The sequence below is a fragment of the Microcoleus sp. T3_A4 genome (assembly GCF_036700465.1).
Taxonomy (GTDB): domain Bacteria; phylum Cyanobacteriota; class Cyanobacteriia; order Cyanobacteriales; family Microcoleaceae; genus Microcoleus.
The window spans coordinates 6,134-30,856 of sequence record NZ_JAUBOY010000003.1; the positions used below are offsets into that span (position 1 = coordinate 6,134).

Here is a 24,723-nt window from a genome sequence, read left to right on the forward strand (position 1 = left end):
TGATTTGATTTTTGTAGAGGTTGAGCGAAGCCAGTTTAGTCAAGGATGCGAGCGGTTTGATGTCGCTGATTTGATTTTTGTAGAGGTTGAGCGAAGCCAGTTTAGTCAAGGATGCGAGCGGTTTGATGTCGCTGATTTGATTTCCGCTGAGGTTGAGCGAAGCCAGTTTAGTCAAGAATGCTAGCGGTTTGATGTCGCTGATTTGATTTTCGTAGAGGTTGAGCGAAGCCAGTTTAGTCAAGGATGCTAGCGGTTTGATGTCACTGATTTTATTGTTGTTAAGGTTGAGCTTAGTCAGGTTAGTCAAATATGCGAGCGGTTTGATGTCGCTAATTTGATTTTCGCTGAGGTTGAGTGAAGCCAGTTTAGTCAAGGATGCTAGCGGTTTGATGTCACTGATTTTATTGTTGTTAAGGTTGAGCCAATCCAGGTTAGTCAAGGATTCTAGCGGTTTGATGTCACTGATTTTATTGTTGTCGAGGGTGAGCTCAGTCAGGTTAGTCAAGGATTCTAGCGGTTTAATGCCCCCGATCTGATTGCTGTTGAGGAAGAGGGAATTCAGTTTAGTCAAGGATGCTAGCGGTTTGATATCCCCGATCTGATTGCTGTCGAGGGAGAGGTAATTCAGTTTAGTTAAGGATGCTAGCGGTTTGATGTCGCTGATTTTATTTTTGCTAAGGAAGAGAAAAGTCAGGTTAGTCAAGGATGCTAGCGGTTTGATGTCCCCGATCTGATTGCTGTCGAGGGAGAGCGTAGTCAGGTTAGTCAAGGATGCTAGCGGTTTGATGTCCCCGATTTGATTGCTGTGGAGGTAGAGTGAACGTAAGTTAGTTAAGGATGCTAGCGGTTTAATGTCCCCAATCTGGTTGCTGTCGAGGGTGAGCGAACGTAAGTTAGTTAAGGATGCTAGCGGTTTGATGTCTCCAATCTGATTGCTGTCGAGGGTGAGTTCGAGTTCCGTAAGACTTGAAAGTTGTCGCTCGGCTGCCTTGCACTCAGTAGTTCCCGCTTTCTTCAACAACACCTCAACAGTATGTTTAGTTTCAGGACTCAAAGAAGCTTTTTCGCGACACCAATCAGCAAATGTCCGTCCACTATCGCCCCGTTGTTTCTGAACGACCCATGAGGAAGGTTCATTTCCACTATTTTGCGACTGACTCGATACCACTAACAGGAAAACCAATATTAATAAGATCATGGGGAATAACCTCTGTAGATTTTTATATATTTCCCCCATCTAGGGCTTGAAAGTGCAGAGGGCCTGTCAGGAAATTCTCATTTTCTGACCCCGAGCTTGGAACCGCCAAGGTCATCCAATAGTCTCAAGCGCGTGACACATGGTTTTTGATGTCCTCAGCCGGACGGGCAGGTGGCTATTTTTCCGACAGTCTTCTAAGTTTTTTCACTCTGGCAAACATTTAATAGCCCGTCGAAAAAATCCCGCTAGACGTTTAAGCGAGGATAACCCCACTTTTTCTATTTACTCCAAAACCTTGTTGTAGGCGGGGAAAGGAACATATTCTGACCTAGGGCTTGAATCACCACAGCTCACGTCGATCCATCCCAGCAAATGTCTTCAGGGAAAGTTAGCATGATTAACCACCTCTAAACAATTGAAACAGAGCCAAGCGTATAATTCTTGAGGAAAATGAGGGAGTCATTTGCAGAATTGAATCCAGCCACTGCGTCATTGAAAGCGATGAAGGTTCCAGCTAGATCGGAAACTGTAAATGCTTCAGCACTGTTGGCTGTAAACACACCACTGCTTAGTACAGTAGAGATAGCTGCTTCACTCAAACTAGCTGCATTACCAACAGGGGTAGTGAGTGTTGCTGCAACTATATAACTAGGAGCATCAATTTGGTCACCAATAGAGTAGTCAGTAATCACATCATAGTTGGTTAACAAGGATTGATTGAGATCCGTGTAGGTAAATCGATCGCTCCCACTCCCACCAGTTAAGATATCTTTGTCATTGCCACCCACGAGAGAGTCATTGCCCTTGCCACCGATTAAAGAGTCATTGCTAGCCCCACCATTAAGGGCGTCATTACCAGACTCGCCGATTAAAGAGTCATTGCCAGCCCCACCGTTGAGAATGTTATTGAACTCATTGCCAGTAATCAGATCGGCAAAAGCAGAACCATCGGCATTCTCAATTATTGCACCATTCGCAATAGTAAATCCGCCAAAAATGCCCTCGGCAGAAGAGATATAACCACCAGCACCTGCCCCATCTACAGGGTTGAGCGAGGCATCATTGAGATCGATCGAGACACCCGATAGTGCCCCCACACCACTAATAGTATCAATTCCGCCAGCATCCCAAATACAGGAATAATAGGTACCTGATTGGTTGGCAGTGGGCAGGAAATATGTGTCGTTACCAGTTTTGTAGCTGTTGTTTGCCCCATAAAGATACTGAATAGCAGCAATATCAAACGCCATAGGTGTGCCTTGATAGCCGTAGTCCCGTGTACCTGGAGCGCCACCACTGTAAACTAGCCCATCATTGTAGGACATGGTGGTGTAAACGCCCTGGTTCAAGCCATAGTCCCCTGTATCACCAAAGGCGGCGGTAACTCCTGGATAAATTGATGAACCGCCTTGATTGCTATGGGGGTGATCCAGCCCTAATCCATGTCCTAGTTCATGAATTAAAGTGGTGAAGTTAAAGTTACCTTGCACTATTCCATTAGTATTCCAACCCTCTCCTTCCCAGTTGAAATAGCCAATTCCCTGTCCATCTGTTCCAGGAGGACAGAACATTCCTAAGTTATCATCCGCATCGGCATTATCCACGTTATAGAAGCCAAGGGTAGCTGATTCATTATTGTCCCCAGCATTCACAAATTGAATATTGGCAACCGCTGACCAACTGTTTAAAGCGTTTACCATAGAAGCTTTTTCCCCTGAAAACCAGTCATAGGGGTTTTGGGCGATGTCGTCGTAGTAGGCGTCATCAAAACTGGCAGTTTGGGAATTCCAGAAAGAGTAATCAATCGTTGTTGTTGACGATGAACCTGATTTCCAATAATTCCCACCCCAGAGAATGCCATCAATGTAGACATTGCCTGTGAAATCCTTATTGCCAACAGGCAACTTAGCAATTTCTGAAATCTGGGATAGTGTGCCTCCACGAGCATCTGCAAAACCTTTGCTATTAAGGTCTGCCTGGAATGCAATATCAGTTGGGATGGTCGCGATGGGTTTGACCTCCAACTCATTTTCAATGTAGGGATTTGTAGAAGAAATTGTTTTTCCAAAAGTTATTTCAGAAGGCATAGTTGGTTGCTCCTAATAATTTCATCTGCGTGATTTATAGGATAGGAGGTTAAATAGAAAGAACGCATTAACCTTCTGTGCCAACTTAATGACATAACCCAACTAATAAAAATACAGACTTGTGCAGGCAAGTTTGCATAAGCGTGCAATGTTAGCGGGACATTATCGCGCTGATACTCTGAAGGAATCAACGACAGTAAGGTGTAGGCTCGCTTGCTGGGCATGGGCAAGAATTGTTTGCATTTTTCTTGCTTTTTTTACTGCATTTTTCGCCCTTTTATCTCATATTTTTGGTTGTCAATGGAATCGCAGAGAATTCGTATATGGAGTGCTGAGTCTCCCAGAATTGCCTTATTTATATGGCTAGGAAACTTCTGGTTTTAGACGATTTATTATTTATAATTAAAAATGGGTTATACCAATTTTATATAAGGCCCCGTAGAATCTGATCCCCCCTAACCCCCCTTAATAAGGGGGGGACAAGAGCTTGGTCAAAGTCCCCCTTATTAAGGGGGATTTAGGGGGATCTAAATATATGCAACTTCACATTAAATTGGTATTAGAGACCCCCACTTCTTAAGCAGCTTACGTTTAGGTGGGGTTTAAAAGCGAACTTAAGCTTTCAGCCCGAAATTTATTTGGAGGCTATTTATCGGGTATGTGCAAGATGTGAGTTAAGGCCGCTCAAAAAGAAACTCTAGTGATAGATTTATCAATATGTTTTAGAAACCAACCTATGATTGCTAAAAGCTGGTTCGATCGGTGTTGGCAGTGGCAGATTGGGGGTTCCCTCGCCATATTTGGGACACTCCTCGTAGGAGGGGGCGAGATCGCTAACGCTCAAATCGTGCCTGACAATACGCTAGGTGCTGAAAGTTCTGTCGTTACACCCAAGGTCAATATACGGGGTATTCCTAGTGATCGCATTGATGGTGGCGCAATACGAGGCGCTAATCTCTTCCACAGTTTTGAACAATTGAGTGTTTTACAAGGAAGAGGCGCTTATTTCACCAATCCAGCAGGAATTGAAAACATTCTCTCGCGCGTAACCGGGGCGAACCGTTCGGATATTTTGGGACGGTTGGGGGTTTTAGGCCCTGCCAATTTGTTTTTGATCAATCCAAACGGCATTGTGTTCGGGCCATCTGCCAGTTTGGACGTGCAGGGTTCATTTTTGGCAACGACAGCGAATGCCGTTAAGTTAGGGGATACCGGACTATTTAGCGCTTCACAACCGAGTTCGAGTAATTTACTTAGCGTCAGTCCCTCAGCTTTGTGGTTTAATGCCGTTGCTGCTCAACCCATTGTTAATAGATCGCAAGCACCAAGCTTAATCGATCAGCTTAACTCAGGAGATCTTCCCCCAGGGCTACAGGTGCAACCGGGCCGAACTTTAGCGTTAGTTGGTGGAGATGTACTCCTAGATTCCGGGAGACTGACAGCAGCCGGAGGACGCATTGAACTCGGCAGTGTGGCCCGAGTGGGAGAAGTAAGTTTGAGTTCTAGTGGGAACAACTTTGTCCTAGGGTATGACTCGATTAATAATTTTGGCAATATCACATTATCAAACGGGGCGTTTGTGAATGCCAGTGGGGAAGGGGGCGGTGATGTTCAGATTCGCGGTGGGCGGTTTTCGATGACACAAAGCTCGAATATTTGGGCTAACACCTTTGGGGCAGAAAATGGCAAAGAGGTACTGGTACGCGCAACAGAGGTTGAGCTGAGTGAGGATTCATACCTGAGGGCTAATGTGACTGACACAGGAACGGGAACTGGAGGAGACATAAGAATTGACACGGGGCGCTTGCTGGTGCGCGATGGGGCATACATATCAACCGATACTTTCGGTTCAGGCAACGGTGGCAGCTTGCAGATTTCGGCTGCTGATTCAGTTGAGGTGATTGGTACCTCAGCCCGTGGTCAGTTTATAGGTGGCTTGTTTGCTGGCAGTCAAGGGAGTGGGGATGCAGGGAATTTGAGCATTAACACGGGTCGCTTGCTGGTGCGCGGTGGGGCACAGGTATCAACCGGTCCTTTCGGTCCGGGCAAGGGTGGCAGCTTGCAGATTACGGCAACGGATTCGGTTGAGGCGATCGGGACCTCAGCCAATGGTCAGTCTCCCAGTGGCTTGTTTACTAACAGTCAAGGGAGTGGGGATGCAGGGAATTTGAGGATTAACACGGGTCGTTTGCTGGTGCGCGATGGGGCGGTGGTATCAGCCGCTACTTTCGGTTCAGGCAAGGGTGGCAGCTTGCAGATTTCGGCTGCTGATTCAGTTGAGGTGGTTAGGACCTCAGCCAGCGGTCAGTCTACCACTGGCTTGTTTACTTCTAGTGTAGGGAGTGGGGATGCAGGGGACTTGAGGATTGACACGGGTCGTTTGCTGGTGCGCGATGGGACACAGGTATCAACCACTACTTACGGTTCAGGCAAGGGTGGCAGCTTGCAGATTATGGCTGCTGATTCAGTTGAGGTGATTGGTACCTCGACCAATGGTCAGTTTGTCAGTGGCTTGTCTACGGAGAGTCAAGGGAGTGGGGATGCAGGGGACATAAGAATTGACGCGGGGCGCTTGCTGGTGCGCGATGGGGCACGGGTATCAGCCGGTACTTTCGGTTCGGGCAAGGGTGGCAGCTTGCAGATTAAAGCTTCTGATTCGGTTGAGGTGATTGGGACCTCAGCCAATGGTCAGTCTCCCAGTGGCTTGTCGGCTCAGAGTAACGATAACGGGAGTGGGGATGCAGGGGACTTGAGGATTGACACGCGGCGCTTGCTGGTGCGCGATGGGGCACAGGTATCAACCGGTACTTTCGCTCCGGGCAAGGGTGGCAGCTTGCAGATTACGGCAACGGATTCGGTTGAGGTGATTGGGACCTCAGCCAGTGATTCGGGGGGCAGTCGCTTGTCTACTTCTAGTGAAGGGAGTGCGGGTCCAGGGGATTTGAGCATTAACACGCGGCGCTTGCTGGTGAGCGATGGGGCGGTGGTATCAGCTAGTTCTTTCAGTTCGGGCAAGGGTGGCAGCTTGCAGATTACGGCAACGGATTCGGTTGAGGTGATTGGTAGGTCAGCCAGTGATTCGGGGGGCAGTCGCTTGTCTGCTTCTAGTTTTTTTGGGAGTGCGGGTCCAGGGGATTTGAGCATTAACACGCGGCGCTTGCTGGTGAGCGATGGGGGAGAGGTAGCAGTCGATACTTTCGCTCCGGGCAAGGGTGGCAGCTTGCAGATTACGGCAACAGATTCGGTTGAGGCGACCGGTAGGTCAGCCGATGGTCAGTTTCCCAGTGGCTTGTTTGCTCGGAATACTAATTCTGCGAGTGGGGATGGAGGGGATGTGAGGATTAACACGCGGCGCTTGCTGGTGAGCGATGGGGCAGAGTTATCAGTCGATGCTTTCGGTTCAGGCAGCGGCGGCAGCTTGCAGATTACGGCAACAGATTCGGTCGAAGTGATTCGAGGAGAATCAACAGCCAATGGTTTCAATAGCAGTGGCTTGTTTGCTCGGAATTCTAATTATTCTGGGAGTGGGGATGCAGGGATTTTGAGGATTGACACGGGGCGCTTGCTGGTGCGCGATGGGGGGCAGGTATCAGCCATTACTAGAGGTTCAGGCAAGGGCGGCAGCTTGCAGATTAACGCTTCTGAACGAGTCGAGGTGATTGGTACATCAGCCAATGGTCAGTCTCCCAGTGGCTTGTTGGCTCAGAGTTATGGGAGTGGGGATGCAGGGGATTTGAGCATTAACACACGGCGCTTGCTGGTGCGCGATGGGGCAGAGGTATCAGCCGCTACTAGAAGAGGTTCAGGCAAAGGCGGCAGCTTGCAGATTACAGCTTCTGATTGGGTTGCGCTGATTGGTAGATCGGTCGATGGTCAGTTGGCCAGTGGCTTGTTTACTGATAGCCAAGGGAGTGGGGATGCAGGGAATTTGAGCATTAACACGGGGCGCTTGCTGGTGCGCGATGGGGCACAGGTACAATCCGGTACTGTCAGTGAGGGCAACGGTGGCAGCTTGCAGATTGCGGCAACAGATTCGGTTGAGGTGAGTGGTAGATCAGCCGATGGTCGGTTTGGCAGTCGCTTGTTGGCTGATAGTCAAGGGAGTGGGAATGCAGGGGACTTGAGCATTAACACGGGGCGCTTGCTGGTGCGCGATGGGGCACGGGTATCAACCGCTACTTCTGGTCAAGGCAAGGGCGGCAGCTTGCAGATTAACGCTTCTGATTGGGTTGCGCTGATCGGTAGCTCAGCCAATGGTCGGGGTGTCAGTCGATTGTCTGCTTCTAGTGAAGGGAGTGGGGATGCAGGGGACTTGAGGATTGACACGGGGCGCTTGCTGGTGCGCGATGGGGCACAAGTATCAGCCGGTACTAGAAATTCAGGCAACGGCGGCAACTTGCAAATTACGGCTGCTGATTCGGTTGAGGTGAGTGGTAGATCAGCCGATGGTAGTCTTCCCAGTGGCTTGTTTACCCCTAGTGAAGGGAGTGGGGATGCAGGGGACTTGAGGATTGACACGGGGCGCTTGCTGGTGCGCGATGGGGCACAGGTATCCAGCTATAGTACGCGAGAAGGAACAGCAGGCAATATCAACATTACAGCCCGCGATACCCTACAAGCTAACAATGGCAGGATCTCAACCACCTCCGCTCGATCTTCCGGGGGGAGTATTGACATCAAAGCTTCTAATATTCGCCTATCGGGCAACAGTGACATCACCAGCAGCGTTAACTCTGGTGCAGGCGGTGGTGGCAACATAGACATAAAAGCTGACTCCATCCTCGCTTTCGACGACAGCGATATCCTCGCTTTTGCCCGTAATGGCAGAGGTGGAAATATCACCCTCGATACTCCTGTCTTCTTCGGCGAAAGCTACCATCCAGCACCTCGCAACACCAATCCTGCTACTCTCGATCGCAATAATCGAGTCGATATTAACGCCACTGGTAATCTTGCTTCGGGAAATATTGCCCTACCCAATACCACCTCGATCCAAAACAGTCTCACCGAGTTACCGGAAAATCGGATTGACACCGACAGACTTCTGGCCTCTAGCTGTATTGTCCGGCGTTCACGACCAACGAGGGGAAGTTTTACCGTCACAGGTACGGGTGGCTTACCGCAGCGCCCCGGAGATGTCCAAATGTCCGACTTTCCCACAGTAGATGTGGAAACTTTACCCAGCGACGCCACATCCTCAAATCGTTCTTGGCAAAAAGGCGACCCAATTGTAGAACCCCAAGGTGTGTATCGACTACCGAATGGGAAACTTGTTATGAGTCGAGAATGTTATTAATTCACTAACAAAAATATGTACCCAATCTTCAGGTGGGTTGCCATTTCAGGTTCAAGCATCGCGACATCAACTTGTTTTACCCTCAGTGCGATCGCCCAATCCGCACCGCCACCAGGTGTCACCATTCCCCCTAACGCACCAGACGCGATCGAGCAAACAATTCCCAATCCCTCTCAAACACCCCGCCCTCTCCCCGATGAAACGCCTTCACCACCACCGGAACCCGAACTGCAAACTCCCCCAATTCAAGAGTCACCTGAAGTTACTCCCCCGTCGGGCGATCGCTTTTTTATCCAAAAAGTAGAAGTGCTGGGAAACACTGTCTTACAGGACGAAATTGCCAAATTAATTCAGCCTTACGAGAACCGTTCAGTCACGTTTGAAGAGTTACTCGAACTGCGATCGGCGATTATTCAACTCTATATTAAAAACCGCTACATTACCTCTGGAGCCTTCCTACCCAACAATCAAGACCTCAGCAGCGGTACAGTCAAAATTCAAGTCGTAGAGGGCGAACTCGAACAGATTGAAATCGGTGGGTTAAATCGGTTGCGAGAAGGATACGTGCGATCGCGCCTAGAACTTGCCACCTCTACCCCCTTAAACCAGCAACGCTTAGAAGAAGCTTTGCAACTGTTGCAACTCGATCCGCTGATCGAGAGGGTAAATGCCGAGTTAACCGCAGGTAGCACTCCAGGCCGCAATATCTTGCGAATCAATCTCAAAGAAGCCCCTGCTTTTCACAGTGCGATTGGCGTAGACAACAACCAATCACCCAGCATTGGTTCCGTCCAAGGCAGCGTAGAAGTCAGCCATGATAATGTCTTGGGATTTGGCGATCGCGCTTCAGTCCAATACGGTCGTACTGAAGGACTCGATCTCTACGACCTCAATTATACTATCCCCGTGAATGCTCGTAACGGTGCCCTTAACTTCCGCTATAACACTGGCGATAGCCGAATTATTGAACGAGAGTTCCGGGATATCGGTATTAGAAGCGAGACTCAAACCTATTCGCTCAATTTCCGCCAGCCAATTACCAGAACACCAACCAGTGAATTTGCATTAAGCTTAGGTTTAGATCGCCGTCGCAGCCAAACGTATATCCTCGACGATCGACCCTTTTCCTTCACAGAAGGTCCTGAAAAAGGCGAGTCTAAAGTTACAGTAATTCGGTTTTCTCAAGATTGGGTCGATCGCGGCACGAGACGAGTCTTAGCCGCCCGCTCTCAATTCAGTCTAGGGGTAGATGCCTTTGATGCAACTGTCAACAATACGGGAACTGACGGGCGATTCTTTTCCTGGTTGGGGCAATTTCAATTGGTGCAGCAGTTATCATCCAGAAATGTGCTAGTAGCGCGAATTGATGCTCAGCTAACTCCTAATTCTTTGCTACCTTTAGAACGCTTCAGTATTGGTGGAGTCGATACAGTTCGCGGCTACCGACAAAACCAACTCGTTGCCGACAATGGCATTCTGGGTTCAGTTGAAGTTCGCATTCCCCTCACGTCAGATACCAGTACACTGCAGTTAGCGCCTTCTTTTGAAATCGGAACTGTCTGGAATAACCAAGATCTTGACCCCGACCCAGCTACAATTGCCAGTTTAGGACTGGGTTTGCGCTGGCAGATGGCCCCCGATTTATCGTTGCGCTTAGACTACGGTCTCCCCTTAATTTCAGTTGGCGATCGGGGAAACTCGCTGCAAGATAAGGGTATCTACTTTTCAGTACGCTATCAGCCGTTTTGAAGTAGGCTGTAGTAGTTTACCAGCTCAGTTGCAGGTTTGTGCGATCGAGTTTGCACAATTGTGCAATATATTTTCTAGCTGATTTTTATATTATATAGAAGGAAACCAATTTCATCAATTAAATCGACAATTTGTCTGACTCAGATGATGTCCAGCCAATCCCCTCCGCTTCGCTTAGCCCATTATATGTTCGTAGTAAGGACTTTAGTCCTTATCCTTAATCCTTGAAAGGACTGAAGTCTTTACTACAAACTGTTGTTATTACAGGCACTTGACCGAACATCATAATATCATTAAATGAACAAAAATCTTAAATTAACCAGAAAGGGGCTGTTTCTTAGTTATTGTGATAATAAGAACCTACTTGCCCCACTCCGATCGAACTAAATGCTTACTGGGTAAGAAATTACCAATTACCAATTACCAATTACCAATTATAATGAGCCAAGATTTACCAGAACCAGAGACACTCAAAATACTTGTAGTAGATGACCACGAACTAATCTTAAGCGGCACGATTGACTTGCTGAAACGCCAGTACCTACAAGCCGAAATCCTTACCGCTAAAACAACCCAGAATGCTCTCGAACAGGTCGAATCATTTATGCCAGACTTAGTTATTATGGATCTTTCCCTACCAGAAACCTTCGGCCACACTGCCGAAATCAATCGAGGCATAAAAAGCCTGGGAACTTTAATGAAAAACTATCCCACCCTAAATTTGGTTGTGCAAAGCAGTTATGTCAAAGCACTGGTGCGGATTAAACCAGATATCGACGCTCATGAAGGAGGGTTTACCGTAGCTGACAAAGGACTTTCCAGCGAGGAGATGTTGAAGCGGATTGACTTGGCACTCAAAGGAGTTACCCATACCAAAGATTTGAAAATGCCACCAGGGGAAGTCAAGCCAGAGTGGCTTGAGGTACTCAATCTCGCTTTTGAAGAAGAATTGGAAGATAAAGCGATCGCCGATCGCATGAACCTATCCCTCAGAACAGTACGCCACTACTGGACAAAAGTTCAAGACGTTTTAGGCGTTTACCCGGAAGATGGCAAAAGTCTCCGCATTCAAACGGAAAAACGAGCTAGAGAAGAGGGATTTATTGATTGATCTGTTTTGTTAAGGAAGAAATTGTTGTTACCCACTATTTTGAGCAAAATTAGAAAAGAACTTACCATCTGTTCTGTAGGAACACTGCCAGGAATTGTTGCTATAGTGCTGATTATACTCGTTCGTTTGAGTGGAGCGCTGCAATTGATAGAATGGGTAACTTTCGACTCGTTTCTGAGGCTGCGACCATCTGAATCTATCGACGAACGAATTGTGATTGTGGGAATTGATGAAGCCGATATCCAACGTATCAGAAATTACCCTATACCCGATCGCGAAATTGCCAAACTGTTAAGAAAGTTGCAGAAGTACCAGCCCAGAGTTATCGGTCTTGATATTGTTAAAGATCTACCCGTTGAACCCGGTAATGCCGAACTGGTTGCAACTTTTAAAGATATCAAAAATTTGATTGTAGTGGAAAAAATTCTACCCGATTTTATTAAGCCGCCCCCCGACTTACCCTCAGAAAAAATCGGTTTTATAGATTACCTTTCCGATGATGACGGCAAGGTCAGGCGTGCAATACTAGGAATAAAGAGACCTGAAAACGATAAAAAATACGCCTTTTCCCTGCCTTTGCGACTGGCAGAAACCTATCTCAAAGCTGAAGGCATTGAAGTGAGCAATGGCATTCGCGATCGCGAGGCGATGCGGTTTGGTTCGACCGAACTTCCTCGCTTTTTACCCTATTCTGGAGGCTACGCGGGCGCTGATGATTTTGGCGTTCAGCTACTCCTCAATTATCGCAACGGTCGGAAACGATTTCGCACGCTATCCCTTCAAAATATTAACGATATTGAAGCCGACAAAGGTAATCCTAATGGGCTGCGCGATACCTTTGGCGATCGCATTGTTCTAATTGGGATAACGGCTCCTAGTATTAAAGATTTTGTCAATACTTCTGCGATCTCTAATTTAGAACCGCCTGGGAAAATTTATGGCGTAGAATTTCATGCTCATGTTGCCAGCCAAATCGTCAGTGCAGTTCTCGATGGACGACCCGTTTTAAAAACCTGGTCGCAGGGTTGGGAATATCTTTGGATTGTCGCTTGGGGCGTTTTAGCTATTTATCTCGGTCGGCTGACTCAATCTCCATTAAAAAACCTCGTATATGTTGCCGCTGCCAGTCTTGGGTTAGTTGGAATTAGTTATGCTTTCATCGTCGGGGGATGGTGGATTCCCGCAGCACCAGCTTTATTAGTTTTGGTGATTAATGGTGCCATCTTGAACACTTTCTATCAATACGATCGATTTTTAAGGTTTCAGATTGAGCTCCGCCAACACACCATTGAACGGACATTTGTTATAATTCATAATGGCCCTTTGCAAACACTAGCCAATATTTTGAGGCACGTTCAAGACCAGGATTTAGAACCAAATCAATTGCTCGAAGAACTGAAAAATCTGAACTGGGAAATCAGAGAAGTCGGCGAATACCTGAAACTCGAAGCTCTCGATCGAAATGAAAGCCTCCGTCTCGGCAGCGGTCTAATCCTAGACTTAAAGCTACCGATTCGCGACCTTCTCTATGAAGTCTACAGCCATACGCTACAGCGAAATTTTCCTTCTTTTAAAACGCTCAAAGTTAAAGCTTATTCGTTCGAGCCAATTGAAGAGCAATACTTAAGCCTGGAACAAAAGCGAGAACTCTGCCAATTTCTGGAAGAAGCACTGTGCAATGTCGGAAAACACGCTAAAAATTTGACCCGTCTCAGTGCTATTGGCAAGCAAAACAAAGGCTGGTACAGCCTAAGTATTAAAGATAATGGATCTAGCATTTGCTCTTCCTATGAAGGTCGAGGAACAAAGCAGTGTCTAAATCTCGCAAAAAAATTAAAAGGAAAATTTAAGCGAACCTGTCTCGGAGAGAAAGGGACTTTGTGTGAGTTAACTTGGCCCATTACGGAGACAAACTGGAATTTTGCTAGTATAAAACGTAACTTCACAACCAAGATTTTGAAAGGCAGGAGCTAGACCCCTCGTTATTGTGAACCTCACTTAAACGAGAATTGCTATATCCAAAACAGCCTCACCGAGTTACCCGAAAATTAGATTAATACAGAGGGTCAATAAGATTGCCGAGTTGTGCAATTATAACTACCTTAAAAAGCGACAGGAAATACAAACTCAAGCAATTAACTTGGCACAAGCTACTCTAGTTGGATCTAATCTATTTATTTATTATAGGACTAATACTCACACAGACGCCCTAAAAAACAAGGAGAAAAACAAAAAGGGTTGACCAACTGGTTGGTTACTTTGGCAATGAGCACAATACCCCAATAGAGGATCTAAGGTATGAGAAAAAACGCACAAAATCAAACAAGCCATGAATATTGTGAGATTAGGTGACTATGATTTAGAAGTTGAACAACTTCCTAATCAATTAAGGCATCGGCAATTTGATGTTACCATAGTTAACAATCAGTTAGGACAAAAAACTAAATTAGCTATTAAATAATTAAAAAAGGAAAAAGGGCTAAGTTATGATGTCAATTCAATGGTTCTTTAACAAACGCCTCAACATCAAAATACTCACCAGTTGTGCCTTGAGTTTAACGCTGATTGTAACTCCGGCAGTTCTGGCTGGTTATGCACCTGGCAATCAAAAGCCTCCCCCTTCAGAAAGAAGCTCGGATGGAGGAACGACTAGAGGGTGTTCTGGAGGAGATATGCCACTAACCGTTCTCGCCCCTGTGAACTACATAGGACGAACGATTTCTCGATACCCTACGTTCGCTTGGTTTGTGCCTAATGATTCTGCCTCCAAGCCAATAAAACTCACGATTTACGAGTGGGTTCCAGGTGCTAAACCCCAACAACTTCGCGAGATATCCTTGCAGAGTTCACCGGGAATTATGAAATTATCTCCGTTCTCGAATAACGAACAAGGACTGCAACAGGAGAAACAATATCTTTGGCAAGTTGTTATCAATTGCGACCCAGATAACCCATCAGGCGATCTAGTAAGCGAGGCAACTATTGAGGTTGTAGCAATGCCTGCTGCCGTGCAAAGTAAACTCAACAAAGCAGTAAATAGCGTTGAGAAAGCTAATATCTATGCTGAGGCAGGTTTATGGTACAACGCGCTAGATGAAGCGCTCAAACTCGCCCAAGAGTCGAAACTGGGAGAAATAGGTTCAACTTTGTTAAAAGATTTGGCTGTGTCGGAAGCACCAAAAACCACTTCAGAATTGTCGCCAAAAGAACACTCCGCTCGCGCGAAACAAATTGAAACCTTGAAGCAGATTGCAGATAGCGCGCGCTAACTAACCTCTAAGCAGTAATGAAAAACAACACTTCACGTCGTGCAGTTTTACAAGGTTTGATGGCTAAGCTGTTGTGCATTTAAAATGCGTGTTTCAGAGGTTGAAACCCTTTATTGGCTTAGATAGCCTCGAAAATTTAAATGATGAACAGCTTAGTGCAATTGTTATCGGGTTTGATCTAGCCAATCGTTCTTGGGTGACATCTGCCAGTGCCATATCTTTGTTTGAAACTTTGCCACCTCTTTCTGGAGTTCTTTACTTCAGGGGGCGACAACGAGTCTAAAGAGGTTGCTCCATCAACTTTATAGCTCTTAATTCCCTCTGATAAAATGCTCGCCCCTTAGGAAATAAACTCATCATGGACTCTACCCACTCCTGACAGGAGTCCAAGACAATCAACCAATTTTCGCCATATAAACCAATCCAAAACTTACTATGTCTTCTTCTATTTCTCCCTGGCTCTTTGAGACGGCTGTACAGTGCCTAATTAAATAACAGCGAGACAACTTTGTGTCGCTGAGCAAAACCTTCCCTCTTACAGGATTACAGAGAAAGTTTGCGAGCGCGTTCTAGCATTTGACGATCAGCATTAGCAAGCTAGATTGAGCCAAAAAAGCAAGCCAGATTTAGCGAAAGCCTCTTTAACGGCACTCATATGTCTCCACGTCAAATAAAAAGTCACTGTACAGTTGATATCGTTTCCGGTTGGATGGGAATGATAAAGTCAAGGTCAATAATTCCTCCTTCCCCCGCTCCCCACTCCCCACTCCCCATCATTCCGGTGTAACCGGAAAGGAAAAAAATGCTAAGATCACTTGAAATTTTCAGCGATGGTCGCATCTACGAAATAAAAGACGACCTAGCCGTTAAAGTCACGGAGACAAATGGACAAGTAAAAGCATTAATTGATGCTTTAAAGTTTAGCGTGGCTAAAACATACAACATTCATCCTCCAGACGAACAACCGCCTGATGTGACAGAACGCCGAGGTTCAAAGCATATCAATGAAGAAGGCTTTAAGCTTCTGACTGCGTTTGAAGGATGTGAGCTGACTGCTTATGATGATGGCGGTGGAGTTTGGACAATTGGTTACGGACACACTGGTGAGGATGTTTATGAAGGACTGACGATTAGCCAAACACAGGCAGAAGAATTGCTGAAGATAGATTTAGAAAAATTTGAATCCTTTGTTGAAGACACCGTGGAAGCTCAGCTCAATGACAATCAGTTTTCTGCACTGGTTTGCTTCTGCTTCAACGTCGGCCCAGGAACAGACGGTTTTGGAGGTTCAACTCTTCTCGATCGTTTGAACCAGGGAAATTATCAAGGAGCAGCTAATCAGTTTCCTGTGTGGAATAAGGTAAATGGTCAACCCTGGCTAGGGCTGACACGCCGACGATTGGCTGAACGAGCACTGTTTTTGGGAAAACCCTGGCCGTCATTCTTAACCTATGAAGGAACAGGCGAAGAAGTAACAGGGGAAACAATCGCAGAAGCACCTCGCACTTTGAAACTCACCGAACCCATGCTCCAAGGTGAGGATGTTCGTCAAGTACAAAAAGCTTTGAAAGCCGCAGGAATCAATCTTGAACCTGATGGATTCTTTGGCAACGGTACTGACAAGGCAGTGAGGCAGTTTCAGCAGCAGAAAGGGCTAGCGGCGGATGGTGTTGTAGGTGCCGAAACTCGAAAAGAATTGGGACTCTAACATACATTGTGTAACCAAATTCAAACAGATTGGAGAAAACCATGACAGACTCAAGCGATCTTTTATTTGATCAACCTGTAATTGTCGAAGCCTGTGAAGAATTTGTCCAACGGGATCGATTGGAAGTTAGAGGCAGTTTCCCCGGATTGCTCAAAGATGCACCGATGTCTTCGACTGTGGTGGTCAATGGCTTATCCCAGCAGTTGATATCTCAACTGCAATTGATTGTGCCAGATACCTTTGTCAGTTTTGATGACCTCAATGTAGACTTGCTGGATGCAGCCTTTCCCTATGTACAATGCCCAGCAAAACAAGCACTCCAGAAAGCGATTCAAGATCGAGGTCAAACGATGCAGGTCAATTCAGCCTACCGCACTATTGCTCAGCAAATGCTGCTGTATAACGATCGCTTCAACAACTCTAATCCTGTAGCTGCGCCGGGAGCCAGCAACCACCAAACTGGATTAGCGATCGACATTGAAGATGCAACAGGCTGGGAAGTTTATTTGATGCGGTATGGTTGGAATCCATTACCAGGCGATCCACCTCACTTTGACTACCAAGGCGACGGCACGATCGATCTTCGCAGTCAATCAATACTCGCATTTCAGCAACTTTGGAATCAAAACAATCCTCATGCCAAGATTAGCGAAGATGGCGACTTTGGCACTCAAACCGAGGATGCACTTAATCGATCTCCTGCTCCAGGGTTTTCTAAAGCACCGTGGGATGACAAACCCAGAACGTTGCGATTGGCCGTGCCCAGAATGGAAGGCTCGGATGTACTCCTGCTCCAGGAAAGTTTGAAAAAAGCTGGCATTGTAGTTGGAGCTGATGGTGAATTTGGACCGGGGACAGACAAAGCTGTCAAGGAATTTCAGCAAAAAAAAGGGTTGAAACCAGATGGAATAGTCGGTCTCAAAACCCGTGAACAAATGGCTTAAGGTGTTCGCAATATAGTCAACAGAATTTTGAACTGAAAGATACGTCACTGAAAGGGTAGAGTTTTGTTAAAAGTTGGAACTAGCCGCTCCAAAACTCTGCTTAGGCAATAATATTCTTGTACAGTGCCTAATTAAATGACATCGAGACAATTTTGGGTCGCTGAGCAAAACCTTCCCTCTTACAGGATTACAGAGAAAGTTTCCTCAGCGTTCTAGCATTTGGCGATCAGCATTGGCAAGCTAGATTGAGCCAAAAAAGCAAGCCAGATTTAGCTTTGCATCTTTAACGGCACTCATATGTCTCCACGTCAAATAAAAAGTCACTGTACAACGATCCTAACAATTTGCTAACTCCTGGTCAGGGTATTTTTTAGCGACTGATTGGCGTTCTCACTTTGGTATTCCAGATGAAGATAATTTTTGGACTTGACTGAGCTTGACAAATTACTTGGTTTTTGGTTTTAACCGAACCATATTGACCCCACCCTACAGCCAGTTACCGATGAGGATAAAGGGTACTCGTTTTTGCAAATATATTCACCAGCTTAGCTCGGTTATTAATGTCAAAATAGTCGCTTGATTCAATCTATTTCAGCGTTGTTAGTTTACACAACATCAATTCACTTCTTAGAGTAAGAGTAGTTTCAAATTACCCCTTGCACAATTGTGCAATGATAACTACATTAAAAAGCAACACCAAATACAGACTTAAGCACTAAACTTGGCACAAATTACTCTAGTTTTATCCAATATACTTATTTATCGTATTACTACTACCAACCACACGCTCACCAGAAAAACCAAGGAGAAAAACAAAAATGGCTTACAAACTGGTTACTTTGGCAACTGTACACAATATTGTCACTAAAAGAACGGGAGGCTCGCGCAAAACAAATTGAAACCTTGAAGCAGATTGCAGATAGCGCAAGCTAGTTAACCAAATCTTGAATTTAAAGATGCGTTACTGAACTGGCAGAGCTTTCTCAAAGGCTGGAACTTGTGGCTTTAGAATACTACTGCGGCAGCAACACTTTTAAAAAGAGACACTAAGCAAGGGAAGTAAAATGGCTGACCAACCTAAGCAAAGACCTAACATTCATGCTCTCCTAATTGGGATTAACTACTACAAACCCAACCGCTTGTATCCAAACCTTAAAGGGTGCGTGCGTGACATTAACTTAGTAGATGACTACCTCAGACGAACGTTACAGATTCCAGCAGAACGAATTTGCAAGCTTACTTCTCCAGATCGAGAAGACTCAACTCTTTCAGAAGTTAGAGCTGGAAACGAACCAGATGTTTTGCCAACCTACGAAAACATCGTCAATGCGTTTAAACAAATTACTGAGAAAGCTCAACCGCAAGAAATAGTTTATATTCACTACTCCGGTCATGGTGGGCGTGCAACCACCATTTACTCAGAGGTGAAGGGGGATAGACAGCATGACGAGGGAATTGTCCCAATGGATATTGGCGAACAACATGGGAGATACCTGCGGGATATCGAGCTAGCTACATTGCTAAAACGCATGACGGATAAAGGATTGCGTGTCACTGTTGTTCTGGATAGCTGCCACTCCGGTGGTGCAACTCGCGGTGATTGCGCTATTCGCGGCTCGCAGGAGAAAGATACAGCAACTCGTCCCCAAGATAGTCTGGTAGCTTCTCGTCAAGAATTGATCGACAACTGGCGATCGCTAGTTGAAGGATCGAACTGCCCTACCTTGGTTCCAGAGTCCGAAAAGTACGTAGTGCTGGCAGCTTGTCGTCCAACCGAATATGCGTTTGAGTATGCGGTGAATGGAAAAGAGCGGCATGGTGCTTTAACCTACTGGATGATTGACACCTTGACTACCATTCCTGGCACGCTGACCTATAAAACCCTGCACGATCGCGTTAGTGCCAAAATTCAGAGCGAGTTTCGCGACCAGCTCCCAATGTTGTTGGGAGAAGGCGATCTTTCAGTGTTTGGTAGTAATCTGATTGCTAATCAATACACTGTTGTCGTCATTGAGGTTGATGCGAGTCAAAAGCAAGTGAAGCTGAACGCAGGATTGGCAAACGGCTTAAGCAACGGGACACGATTTGCCATCTATTCACTGAACACCTCATCCTCTGAGCTGACTGATAAACAGAAACAAGTTGCGATCGTTGAGGTTACGAAGGTTGAAGCATCTAGCGCGGTTGCTAGGGTTTTGGAGGAAGCGGATGGTGGTATTGGAGTTAAGGGGCAGATCGAGCAAGGTGTGCCTGCCGTTATGTTATCTGCACCAGTGGATCTAGTTCGTCGAGTTCGCCTGTTCGAGCGAAAAAAACTTGGGGATGCAGAAGAAGAGTTGCCGACTCAGGAGCTGGTGGATCGACAAAAAGATGCTCTAGATAAGATTCGGCAAGCTTTAGCAGACAATGGTTGGGTGGTTGAAGTCCAGGGAGAGGAAGAAGCCCATTATCAGGTGGCGATCGGTCGGCAGGGTGAATATGAAATTTGCCGTGGGATGCCGATTAAAAACTTAAATCCCGCTCTCTCGATTGGCGATTCTGAAGCACCGAAAGAGCTTGTAAAGCGGCTGGTGCATTTGGCTAAGTATCAGGCAGTTCAAGGATTAGACAACCCAGGCTCTGAGTTGAACGATTATCTTGAACTCGTGTTACTAGACCAAGACAAAAAACCTTTACCTAATCAGAGCAATATTACATTGAAGCCGGGTACGACGGTGTTTCTGCGAGTCAAAAATAACTTTACCCAAGCGCTTAACATAGCTGTGCTTGACCTTGAACCAACCTGGCAAATCTCACAAGTTCCCATCCAAGGAAACGCTGCTTCCTTATATCAATTAGAACCTGGTAAACCAATAGACACTAGATTAGGCTTCCAAGGGGCTCCGAGCAAAGGGTATGAGCGAGCTAAGGAAACCCTCAAACTATTTGCCACTCGTGGACCTGCTGACTTCCGTTGGTTAAGACTACCGTCCTTAGATCGGGAGATCGAAGTACATCACGAAGCGCATCGTGGCAGTCAGAGTGCATTTGGCAAACTACTGGAGGCAATTGGTGAAGATCCCAATGTTTCACCATCCTTAACTCGTGCTTTTGTGTATGAACCCGATCCCAATGGTGAATGGGTAACCAAACAAATTCAAGTTACTGTCGAACCGTAACACTTTAAATCATGGCGTGCGAAACCTCCTGCCATTTTTTAATTCATCAATTTCACGTTAATAAGATTGACCAGCTAATTAGAGGGTAGTAAAAATGAGCAAAATTTTGATTTTAGCCTCCAATCCTAGGAAAGATCTCGACCTTAATCGCGAAATCTATTTCTTACGGAGTATTATCGAGAGTTCTAGATATGATTCTCAATTTGATGTTGTCATTGGAGATGCTGTGCGTCCAGGACAGTTGCAGCAACTTTTTCTGGAGCATCGTCCGAGGATTGTCCACTTCAGTGGACATGGTGAAGGTGCAAAAGGATTGGTTATGGAAGATGAGGTAGGTGAGCCATGCGTTGTTAGTACTCAGGCTCTATCAAATCTATTCAAAAATTTCGCAGGCACGATTGAGTGTGTCTTACTCAATGCGTGTTACAGCGAAGTTCAGGCAAATGCGATTACTGAACATATCAATTATGTGATTGGTATGAATCAGGCGATTCAGGATAAAGCCGCGATTGACTTTACCAGAGGGTTTTATCAAGCGATGGGGAACGGAGAGTCTATTGAGCAGTCTTATAAGTTAGGTTGCAATGAGATTGAACTGCAAAATAACAATGCATCGACTGCTCGCTCAGAGACTGCTACACCAGAGCGTAAATTTATCCCCCTAGATGTAAGTAAAGCGGTGTTTTGGCAAGAACACCAGAAACCAGTTCTTAAGAAGAAACCTAACCTGACTGCTGTCCCTGTGCAGCAGACAGTATCTCAAAATGAACGTGCTGAACAGCGATACCAAGCGGATGTACAAAACGATTTCAACTTGGGACAAGCTAGCCCTAGAAGGCCATCTCTGACTCAACAGGAATATCGTCAGCGACAGAGCTTGCTGAGCCACGTCAAGAGTTCTTGGATCGAAGGTGTTTTAGAGACATCTCTCCATAATAGAAAACTACTAAAGCTTGACCTGGAAAGAAGAGCTGATGCAGTACAGCGTTCCTTTCATAGTGCAGATGAATTGCCAATTGCCCGCGATCGAGCTCTTGAATGGCTAAGGGCAACCGATATCTTTGAACAGATGGGAACGGGTAGGACGCTATTGATTTTGGGAGAGCCAGGAGCGGGCAAAACGATCGAGCTATTAAATTTGGCAAAGCGCTTAATCGAACGCACAGAAAACGATCTGAGCCGTCCCATTCCAGTGGTGTTTAACCTATCATCTTGGACATTGAAGCGGCAAAGCATTGCGGACTGGTTAGTTGAGGACCTCAAAGACCAATATCGTGCTTCTAAATCTTTAGGTAAAAAGTGGGTTGAACAAGAAGAGCTTCTCTTGTTGCTTGATGGCTTAGATGAAGTTCGGGCAGAGCATCGCAATGATTGTGTACGTGCATTGAATCAATTTCTAGAAGACCATAGCACCACTGAAATGGTCGTGTGTAGCCGTTTGAAAGACTATGAAAAGCTCTCTGAGCGTTTAAAGTTACGAAGTGCAATTTATATTCGCCCGATTACCCCAGAATATATTGATTGGTACTTAGAGGATGTTGGTAAGCCCCTTGCTGGTCTAAAAACGGTACTTAAGCAAGATAAAGAACTGGAGGAATTTGCCCAAACTCCTCTGATTTTAAACGTGATGAGTTGGGCATATCATGGATATTCTGCAACGGAGGTATTGAACCAATTAGGCTCTGCTGACCAACGTCGTCAACGCTTATTTGATACCTATATCAAACGAATGTTTGACCGCAAAGAACTGCCACAGATATATTCTTCTAAGCAAACCGAACGATGGTTGACTTTGTTAGCACAGCGGATGAATCAAACTTCTCAAACAATCTTTTTGATTGAAAAATTGCAGCCTAGCTGGTTGCAGACGGCAATTGAGAAAAGAGCTTATCAGATTGAGGTTAACTTTTTCATTCCATTGTTAATATTTATTTTTCTACTGCTCAGCGGAGTGGAGACTGCTTTCAGCAGAACGCCTTTATACCTTGCATTTCCTTTCTGGTTTTCGCGATTTATATTTACAGCAGGAATAGAAAGAAACAACAAAATTCCGGGAGCCATTGAGACAGTTGAAACTATTAAATGGTCTTGGAAAGAAGCCATGAATGTCTATTATTCTGTAATAAAAACCACATGGTGGACTCTTAGAACAATGAATCCGAATATAATATTATTTATACCTCTCATTCTTTGCTTTTTTGTGGGGTTTAGTCCATATATGGTAATAGCTTTTGGGTTTAGAGGTCCAACAATTCCAGAAAAGATAGGAACTCCAAATTTAGGGATTCGCAAATCAGCTCTAAATGCTGGAATTTTTGGACTAATTTTCGTGGGAATCGCTATCTTGTTTATTTTATATAGGCACTTTAGCGGTGATAGTCTAGATAGGGAAACTGCGCTTTATTATATAGAATTTTGCCTATTCTTTGGTGTCATAGCAGGTGGTGGTGATGCTGTAATAAAGCACTTAAGCTTACGCTTCATACTTTATTGCAAGGGTTATAGTCCTTGGAACTACACTCGCTTTCTCAGCTATGCGACAGATCGCATTTTTCTGAAGCAGGTAGGTAGAGGCTATATCTTCATCCATCGAATGTTGCAAGAGCATTTTGCAAATATGTCAATTTCCAATAAACAGTGATTCTTCAATTGGACAAAGAAAGGTGACAAATTACTCTCTCTCGGACGATCGCTAGGCCTGAACTTGAAATATTGAGGAAAAGAAATGACGAACAAACCGCCCCTGAAAGATCTAGTTGTGATTCTTCCCGGCATCCTGGGAAGCGTTTTACAGAAGGATGGCAAAGACCTCTGGGCAGTCTCAGGTCAGGCAGTCTGGCAGGTATTCACCAACTCAGAACAGACCTTCCAGAATTTGAAATTAGGTCAGGACGATCCGGAAGCAGAAAGTTTGGGAGATGGCATTCGCGCAACAGCATTGATGCAAGACAGCCATTTGATTCCAGGATTCTGGAAGATCGATGGCTATACCAAAACAGCACGGCTGATTACCGACAACTTTGACGTGACTCCTGGCGATATATACAACGATCCAGACGATAAAGCGGCAAACTTTTACCAGTTTCCCTACGATTGGCGGCGGGATAACCGGGCAAATGCTCGAATCTTGAAAAAGTTAATAGATAAGCGGCTCAAATGCTGGCGAGAACAAAGCGGAGCCTCTGATGCCAAAGTTATTTTAATGGCACACAGCATGGGTGGGTTAGTGTCTCGCTACTATCTAGAAGTTTTGGAAGGTTGGCAGGATAGCCGAGCTTTGTTCACATTCGGCACGCCCTATCGCGGTTCGCTTAAAGCGATCGACTTTCTGGCAAATGGTTACAAGCAGATGTTTCTAGACTTGACAGAGGTGATGCGATCGCTGACCTCTATCTACCAACTACTTCCGATTTACCAAGCAATTAACATCAATGGTGAATATCACCGCATTGCAGAAATAGATAATCTTCCCAATGTTAATAAGCTGAAGGCGCAAGATGCTTTAGCGTTCCATCGGGAAATTGAAGCCGCAGTCGAACAACATCTCAAAGATGAACGTTACCTCAACTCCTTTGTCACAGTGCCCATTTCTGGCGTACAACAGCCAACCTTACAATCGGCGGCACTAATTGATGGAAAACTAATAGCCAGCGAGGATTTACCAGAGGTATTGAGAAATAGATCCGATTTGGGTGATGGAGATGGAACTGTCCCAAAAGTTTCTGCGATTCCAATTGAGCGATCGGAAAACCTCGATAATTTCTTTATTGCCGAACAGCATGGGGGTTTGCAGAATCAGGCTCAAGTCTTAGAAAACATACTCAATACTCTACGGTTTAGCCAATTTAATTTGGGAGCTGTCAGGGGAAGTGAACCTCAAACAGGCATCAGTCTTAGCTTGGATGATTTGTATCTAGCAGATGAAGCTATTACCTTGCGTGCCAAACTTATTGGATTACCAGATTCAACAACAAAGCTAAAAGCTAATATTCAAGCAGTTTCTCACGAGCAATCTACTCTTACCCTTGATTTTGTCGAGCAGGAAAAAGAATGGATGCTCGCGATCGCTGACTTGCAACCGGGACTTTATCGAGTCACTGTGCAAACTGAGAATACCACCGAGCAGTCTCCCACTCCAGTTCATGATTTGTTTGAAGTTGTTCGGACTGGAGTTTAGACTAACCGCGCCTTAAACGGGTAAAG

12 protein-coding genes are annotated in these 24,723 nt (G+C 45.6%); 10 read left to right on the plus strand and 2 right to left on the minus strand.

Features of this window, described 5'->3' with window-relative positions:
• On the minus strand, positions 1 to 1,198 hold a 1,198-nt coding region (locus QUA07_RS02335), incomplete at its 3' end, for a leucine-rich repeat domain-containing protein (RefSeq protein ID WP_333322269.1).
• Between the two features lie 407 nt (positions 1,199 to 1,605).
• The gene (locus QUA07_RS02340) at positions 1,606 to 3,285 is read right to left on the minus strand and encodes a M10 family metallopeptidase (protein WP_333322272.1); all 1,680 of its coding nucleotides are present in this window, start codon (positions 3,283 to 3,285) and stop codon (positions 1,606 to 1,608) included.
• A gap of 736 nt (positions 3,286 to 4,021) precedes the next feature.
• On the opposite strand from QUA07_RS02340, the gene QUA07_RS02345 reads away from it, so the two are divergent.
• From QUA07_RS02345 to QUA07_RS02390, 10 genes are all read left to right on the plus strand, one after another.
• On the plus strand, positions 4,022 to 8,581 hold the full coding sequence (locus QUA07_RS02345; RefSeq protein ID WP_333322274.1) for a two-partner secretion domain-containing protein: 4,560 nt from the start codon (positions 4,022 to 4,024) through the stop codon (positions 8,579 to 8,581).
• Between the two features lie 15 nt (positions 8,582 to 8,596).
• The gene (locus tag QUA07_RS02350) at positions 8,597 to 10,330 is read left to right on the plus strand and encodes a ShlB/FhaC/HecB family hemolysin secretion/activation protein (protein ID WP_333322277.1); all 1,734 of its coding nucleotides are present in this window, start codon (positions 8,597 to 8,599) and stop codon (positions 10,328 to 10,330) included.
• Positions 10,331 to 10,769: 439 nt separating this feature from the next.
• The gene (locus tag QUA07_RS02355) at positions 10,770 to 11,441 is read left to right on the plus strand and encodes a response regulator transcription factor (RefSeq protein ID WP_333322281.1); all 672 of its coding nucleotides are present in this window, start codon (positions 10,770 to 10,772) and stop codon (positions 11,439 to 11,441) included.
• Positions 11,442 to 11,465: 24 nt separating this feature from the next.
• Positions 11,466 to 13,415 (plus strand): CHASE2 domain-containing protein, encoded by a 1,950-nt coding sequence (locus QUA07_RS02360; RefSeq protein ID WP_333322284.1) that lies wholly within the window; start codon positions 11,466 to 11,468, stop codon positions 13,413 to 13,415.
• Positions 13,416 to 13,927: 512 nt separating this feature from the next.
• Complete coding sequence (locus QUA07_RS02365) at positions 13,928 to 14,710, plus strand: DUF928 domain-containing protein (RefSeq protein ID WP_333322287.1); 783 nt, start codon at positions 13,928 to 13,930, stop codon at positions 14,708 to 14,710.
• Between the two features lie 802 nt (positions 14,711 to 15,512).
• Positions 15,513 to 16,418: a glycoside hydrolase family protein gene (locus QUA07_RS02370; RefSeq protein ID WP_333322290.1), complete on the plus strand. Its 906-nt coding sequence runs from the start codon at positions 15,513 to 15,515 to the stop codon at positions 16,416 to 16,418.
• A gap of 41 nt (positions 16,419 to 16,459) precedes the next feature.
• The gene (locus QUA07_RS02375; protein ID WP_333322292.1) at positions 16,460 to 17,362 is read left to right on the plus strand and encodes a peptidoglycan-binding protein; all 903 of its coding nucleotides are present in this window, start codon (positions 16,460 to 16,462) and stop codon (positions 17,360 to 17,362) included.
• 1,064 nt (positions 17,363 to 18,426) lie between these two features.
• Positions 18,427 to 20,520, plus strand: coding sequence for a caspase family protein (locus QUA07_RS02380; RefSeq protein ID WP_333322294.1), 2,094 nt, complete (start codon positions 18,427 to 18,429; stop codon positions 20,518 to 20,520).
• Between the two features lie 94 nt (positions 20,521 to 20,614).
• Positions 20,615 to 23,161 (plus strand): NACHT domain-containing protein, encoded by a 2,547-nt coding sequence (locus tag QUA07_RS02385; RefSeq protein WP_333322297.1) that lies wholly within the window; start codon positions 20,615 to 20,617, stop codon positions 23,159 to 23,161.
• An 84-nt stretch (positions 23,162 to 23,245) separates the two neighbouring features.
• Complete coding sequence (locus QUA07_RS02390) at positions 23,246 to 24,697, plus strand: lipase/acyltransferase domain-containing protein (RefSeq protein WP_333322299.1); 1,452 nt, start codon at positions 23,246 to 23,248, stop codon at positions 24,695 to 24,697.
• The last annotated feature ends 26 nt before the right edge of the window (positions 24,698 to 24,723 follow it).